2 protein-coding genes are annotated in these 5,767 nt (G+C 71.3%); both read right to left on the reverse strand.

The features are described from left to right. On the reverse strand, window positions 1–1,826 hold a 1,826-nt coding region (locus tag ACFYM0_RS37820), incomplete at its 3' end, for a type I polyketide synthase (protein ID WP_388510266.1). Further along, on the reverse strand, window positions 1,823–5,767 hold a 3,945-nt coding region (locus ACFYM0_RS37825), incomplete at its 5' end, for a beta-ketoacyl synthase N-terminal-like domain-containing protein (RefSeq protein WP_388510269.1). The genes ACFYM0_RS37825 and ACFYM0_RS37820, both read right to left, overlap by 4 nt.

Raw genomic sequence — 5,767 nt, forward strand, 5'->3', positions numbered from 1 at the left:
GCCTCGATGCTGTCACGGAAGACGGGTGACCGGTCGAGCAGACCCACCGCCATCCCCACCCACTGCGACCCCTGCCCCGGAAACACGAACACGGGCTTTCCCGCGGTCTCGGAGGCGACCCCCTGCACGAGGCCGGGTGCCCCCTCACCGAGGGCGAGCTCCTTGAGCAGGACGGCGAACTCCCCCGTGTCGGCCGCGATCAGCACCGCCCGGTGCGCCAACTGGGCACGGCCGGTGGCCAGCGAGTGGCCGACGTCGGCCGGATCCAGTCCGGGATTGCGGTCGAGGTGGGCGAGCAGCCGCTCCGCCTGGGCGCGCAGGGCGGCGGCGGTGCGGCCGGAGAGCGTCCACGGGACGGGCCCGGTGGAAACCGTCGCCGATCGTGCGCCCCCCGCGGCCCGGTCTTCCGTGCCTCGGTCCTCCGCGGCACCGTCTCCCGCCGAGGCGTCCTCCGCCGTGACGACCTCATCGGGTGCCTGCTCCAGGACCACGTGCGCATTGGTGCCGCTCATGCCGAAGGAGGAGACGCCGGCCCGGCGGGGGTGCTCGTTCTCGGGCCAGTCGCGTGCCTCGGTGAGCAGCTCGACAGAGCCCGCCGACCAGTCGATGTGCGGGGAAGGAGAGTCGATGTGGAGGGACTTGGGCAGGGTCGACTGCCGCAGGGCCTGCACCATCTTGATGATGCCGGCGGTCCCGGCGGCCGCCATCGTGTGCCCGATGTTCGACTTCAGGGAGCCCAGGTAGAGGGGCTGGCCCTCGGACCGGCCCTGGCCGTAGGTCGCCAGGAGGGCCTGCGCCTCGATCGGGTCACCCAGCCGGGTGCCCGTACCGTGCGCCTCGACCGCGTCCACGTCCCGCGGTTCGAGGCGGGCATCGGCGAGCGCGGCCCGGATGACCCGCTGCTGCGCCTTGCCGCTGGGGGCGGTGAGGCCGTTGGTGGCTCCGTCCTGGTTGACGGCCGTACCGCGGATCACCGCGAGCACCTCGTGGCCGTTGCGCCGGGCGTCGGAGAGCTTCTCGACGAGCAGGGTGGTGACCCCCTCGCCCCAGCCGGTGCCGTCGGCGGCGGCCGCGAACGACTTCGAGCGGCCGTCGCCCGAGAGGGCACCCTGCTTGCTGAACTCCACGAAGGCACCGGGTGTCGACATGATCGTCACGCCGCCCGCCAGCGCCATCTCGCACTCGCCGCGCCGCAGCGCCTGCACCGCGAGGTGCACGGCGACCAGCGAGGAGGAGCAGGCCGTGTCCAGGGTGACGGCGGGCCCTTCGAGGCCCATGAAGTAGGCCACGCGCCCGGAGGCGACGCTTCCGGAGACGCCGGTGGAAAGGTAGCCGCCGACCCCCTCGGGGGGTTCGGCCACGTTGGAGGCGTAGCCGTGCGAGTTGACCCCGGTGAACACGCCGACAGGTGTGCCGCGGACGGCCGACGGACTGATTCCGGCGTGCTCGAACGCCTCCCAGGCCGTCTCCAGGAGGAGACGCTGCTGGGAGTCCATGGCCAGGGCCTCGCGGGGGGAGATGCCGAAGAAGTCGGCGTCGAACTCCGGGGCGTCGTAGAGGAAACCGCCCTGGTGGGTCACCGATTCGCCGTCGTCCAGCTGCCAGCCGCGGTTCACGGGGAAACCGCCGATGGCATCCCGCTCCTCGGTGACCAGCTGCCACAGCTCGTCCGGGGAGGTCACGCCGCCGGGCAGCCGGCAGCTCATGCCGATGATGGCGATCGGCTCCCGGTTCTTGTCCTCCACCTCGCGCAGCTGGCGCTTGGTCTCGCGCAGGTCGGCGGTGGCGCGCTTCAGATAGTCGAGAAGCTTTTCGTCGTTGGTCACGGCATCTCCAGTTCCGCGTCGAGAAGTTCGAAGAGGTCTTCGGCGGAGACCTCGGTGAGATCGGCGTCGTCGTCCGCAGGCCCGGACGTGCGGGCGATCCTGTCGTTCCAGGACGCGAGGAGTGCGCGCAGCCGCTTGCCGATCTCTTCCTGCTCCGTCGTGGCGGCCTCGGCGGAGGCGAGCAGCCGCTCCAGGCGGTCGATCTCCCCGTTCACGGAGGCCGGGGCCACGGAGGCACTCGCGGCCACCTCCACCTCCTCTCCGAGCCTGGCGATCAGGTCGGCCGGAGTGGGGCAGTCGAACATCAGGGTGGGCGGCAGCCTGAGGCCGGTGGCCGTGACCAGCCGGTCTCGCAGTTCTATCGCGGTGAGCGAGTCGATTCCCAAGTCCTTGAAGCTTTGTGTCATGTCGATGTCCCCGGGTGCGTCATGTCCGAAGACGTGCGCCGCGATGCGGCGGACGATGCCGGTGAGCCGGCGTCCGGCCGCTTCGGCGGTGAGCCCGGTCAGTAGCGACGGGTCGGCCGCCTGCTCCGGCTCGGGCTCCTCCTGGGGCAGTACGGACGCCGGTTCGCCTGTGGCAGCCGTCGGCCGGGGGGCGTCCAGCCAGTAGCGCCGGTTCTGGAAGGGGTAGGTGGGGAGCTCCACCTTGCGGGCCCCGGACGCCTCGTCCAGCGGGATGCCCTGGGCGAGCAGACCGGTCACGGCACTGGTGAGCGTCTGCGTCTCGGGGCGGCCGCGGCGGAGCGTCGGTACGAGGGTCACGCCCTCGGAGGCGCAGGACTTGGCCAGGGCGGTGAGGGTGGCGTCGGGGCCGACCTCGATGAAGCGGGTCGCGCCGTGGGCCTCCAGGGCTCGTACGGCGTCGTGGAAACGGACGGTCTGACGGACGTGACGAATCCAGTACTCGGCGGAAGCGAACTCCTCACCGGGGATCAGCTCACCCGTAACGGTTGAAATCACTGGCAGACCGGGCTTTCCGAAGGTCAGGCTTTCCACGACCGTGCGGAACTCGTCGAGCATCGGGTCCATCAACGGCGAGTGGAAAGCGTGACTGACCTTCAGACGACGGGTCTTGACGCCCCGCTCTTCGAGGATGGCCACAACCTCCGCCAACGCGGAGTCGGCGCCGGAAAGGACCACGGACTGAGGCCCGTTGACCGCGCCCAGGCTCAACAGGTCCTCACGGCCCACGAGCAGCGGCGTGATGTCCTCTTCCGAGGCGGCCACCGCGACCATGCCTCCACCCGCGGGCAGAGCCTGCATCAACGCGCCTCGCGCCACGACGAGCCGTGCGGCGTCGGTCAGGGAAAGCACATCAGCCACGTGGGCGGCGGCGATCTCACCGATCGAATGCCCCGCCAGGACATCAGGGCGCACACCCCACGACTCCAGGAGCCGGAACAGCGCCACCTCGAGAGCGAAGACCGCCGGCTGCGTCAGCTCCGTGCGATCAAGAACACCATCCGCACCATCGAAGACGTCCTGCTTCAACGACCCACCCAGGAACGGGTCGACAGCCTCACACACCGCATCAAAAGACGACGCGAAGACCGGGAACGCGTCATACAACTCACGCCCCATCCCGACCCGCTGCGACCCCTGACCCGTGAACAAGAACGCCTGCAGGCCCGCGTCATCGGAGTGCTGCACGGAGCCCGCGACCACCTCGCCCGCCGTGACCGCGGCAAGGCCGGCGAGGAAGTCCTCGTGTTGCCGGCCGAGCACCACGGCCCGGTGGTCGAAGGAGGAGCGGGTGGCGAGCAGCGAGTAGGCGACGTCCACCGCGTCCAGCTCGGGGTGCGCGCGCAGGTGATCCATGAGCCGCTGTGCCTGGTCGCGCAGCGCGGCCTGAGACTTCGCCGTGAGGGTCCACGGGACCAGCGCGTCAACGCCGTTCCGCTCGGAGGCCGTGTCCTGGCTTTCCTCTGCGGGTGCTTGTTCGAGGATGACGTGGGCGTTGGTTCCGCTGATGCCGAAGGAGGAGACGGCTGCGCGGCGCGGCCGGCCGGTCTCCGGCCACTCCCGTGCCTCGGTGAGCAGTTCCACCGCCCCCGCCGACCAGTCGATGCGCGAGGACGGCTCACTCACGTGCAGGGTCCGGGGCAGCAGCCCGTGCTCGATCGCCTGGACCATCTTGATGATCCCGCCGACCCCGGCAGCCGCCTGCGTGTGCCCGATGTTGGACTTCAGGGAACCCAGGTACAGCGGGCGGTCCTCCGTCCGCTCCTGCCCGTACGTCGCCAGCACGGCCTGGGCCTCGATCGGGTCACCGAGCCGGGTACCCGTGCCGTGCGCCTCCACCGCGTCCACCTCCGCGGCGGACAGACCCGCATCGGCGAGCGCCGCGCGAATGACCCGCTGCTGCGAAGGGCCGTTGGGAGCGGTGAGACCGTTGCTCGCACCGTCCTGGTTGACGGCGGAGCCCCGTACGACCGCCAGGACCCGGTGCCCGTTACGACGGGCATCCGACAGCTTCTCCAGGAGCAGCATGCCCACGCCCTCGCCCCAGCCCGTGCCGTCGGCGTCATCGGAGAACGACTTGCACCGCCCGTCCATGGCCAGACCGCGCTGACGGCTGAAGTCGATGAGGGCAGTCGGGGAAGCCATCACCGTGGCACCCCCGGCCAGGGCCAGGGTGCACTCGCCGCGGCGTAGCGCCTGGGCGGCGAGGTGCAGGGTGACGAGCGAGGACGAGCAAGCGGTATCGACCGTCATCGCGGGGCCTTCGAACCCGAAGGTGTACGAGACGCGGCCGGAGGCGACGCTGCCCGAGGCGCCGGTACCGCGGAAACCTTCGAGCTCCTCGGGGAGTACGGGCAGGCGGCTGAGGTAGTCGCGGTACATCAGGCCGGTGTAGACGCCGGTGCGGGAGCCGCGCAGGGACAGCGGATCGATGCCGGCCCGCTCCAACGCCTCCCAGGACGTCTGCAGCAGCAGCCGCTGCTGCGGGTCCATGACGAGGGCCTCGCGCGGGGAGATCCCGAAGAAGGCCGGGTCGAAGTCGGCGGCGGTGTGCAGGAATCCGCCCTCACGGGCGTACGAGGTGCCCCGGTGGTCGGGGTCCGGGTGGTAGAGGTTCTCGGTGTCCCAGCCGCGGTCCTCGGGGAAGGGGGTGATGCCGTCCCCGCCGGACCCGACGAGCCGCCACAGGTCTTCGGGGGATTCCACCCCGCCCGGGTAGCGGCAGCTCATGCCCACGATCACGATCGGGTCCTCGGCGGAGTCTCCGGAGGACGGGGCGACGGTGGGCGTGGCCTGCGCGGACTCGGCACCTTCGCCGAGCAGTTCGCGGAGCAGGTGGGTGACCAGCGCTCCCGGGTTGGGGTGATCGAAGACCAGCGTCGCGGACAGGCGCAGTCCCGTGGCGGTGTTGAGCGCGTTGCGCAGCTCGGTGGCGCTGAGGGAGTCGAAGCCCAGATCGCGGAAGGCCCGTCCCGCGTCCAGCGACTGGGCGTCGCCGTGGCCGAGCACGCCGGCCACGTGGGTGAGGACGAGGTCCAGCACGGCCGGGGACCGCTCCTCGGCGGGCAGCGCGAGGAGTCGGTCCCGCAGCCCGGACTCGCCGCGCGGCGTCACTGCCGTGCGGGAGACGCTACGGGGCTGCGGGACGCGGACCAGTCCGCGCAGCAGCGGCGTCACCGGACGCGCAGGGTCCCGCGGTGCGGAGGTGTCGATGGGGACGGGGACGAGGGTCGCATCGGCGTGTGTCAGGGCCGCGTCCAGCAGGGCGAGACCCTGCTCGGGGGTGATCGCGGAGATGCCGGTGCGCGCCATCCGGGCGAGGTCTGCATCGTTGAGGGTGGCCCCCATGCCGGCGGTGTGCGTCTCGGCCCACAGGCCCCAGGCCAGGGAGAGGGCGGGCAGGCCCAGGTGGTGGCGGTGCTCGGCGAGAGCGTCGAGGTAGGCGTTGGCCGCCGAGTAGTTGGCCTGTCCCGCGCT

Source organism: Streptomyces sp. NPDC006487 (genome assembly GCF_042870555.1).
In the GTDB taxonomy this organism is placed as follows: Bacteria; Actinomycetota; Actinomycetes; order Streptomycetales; family Streptomycetaceae; genus Streptomyces.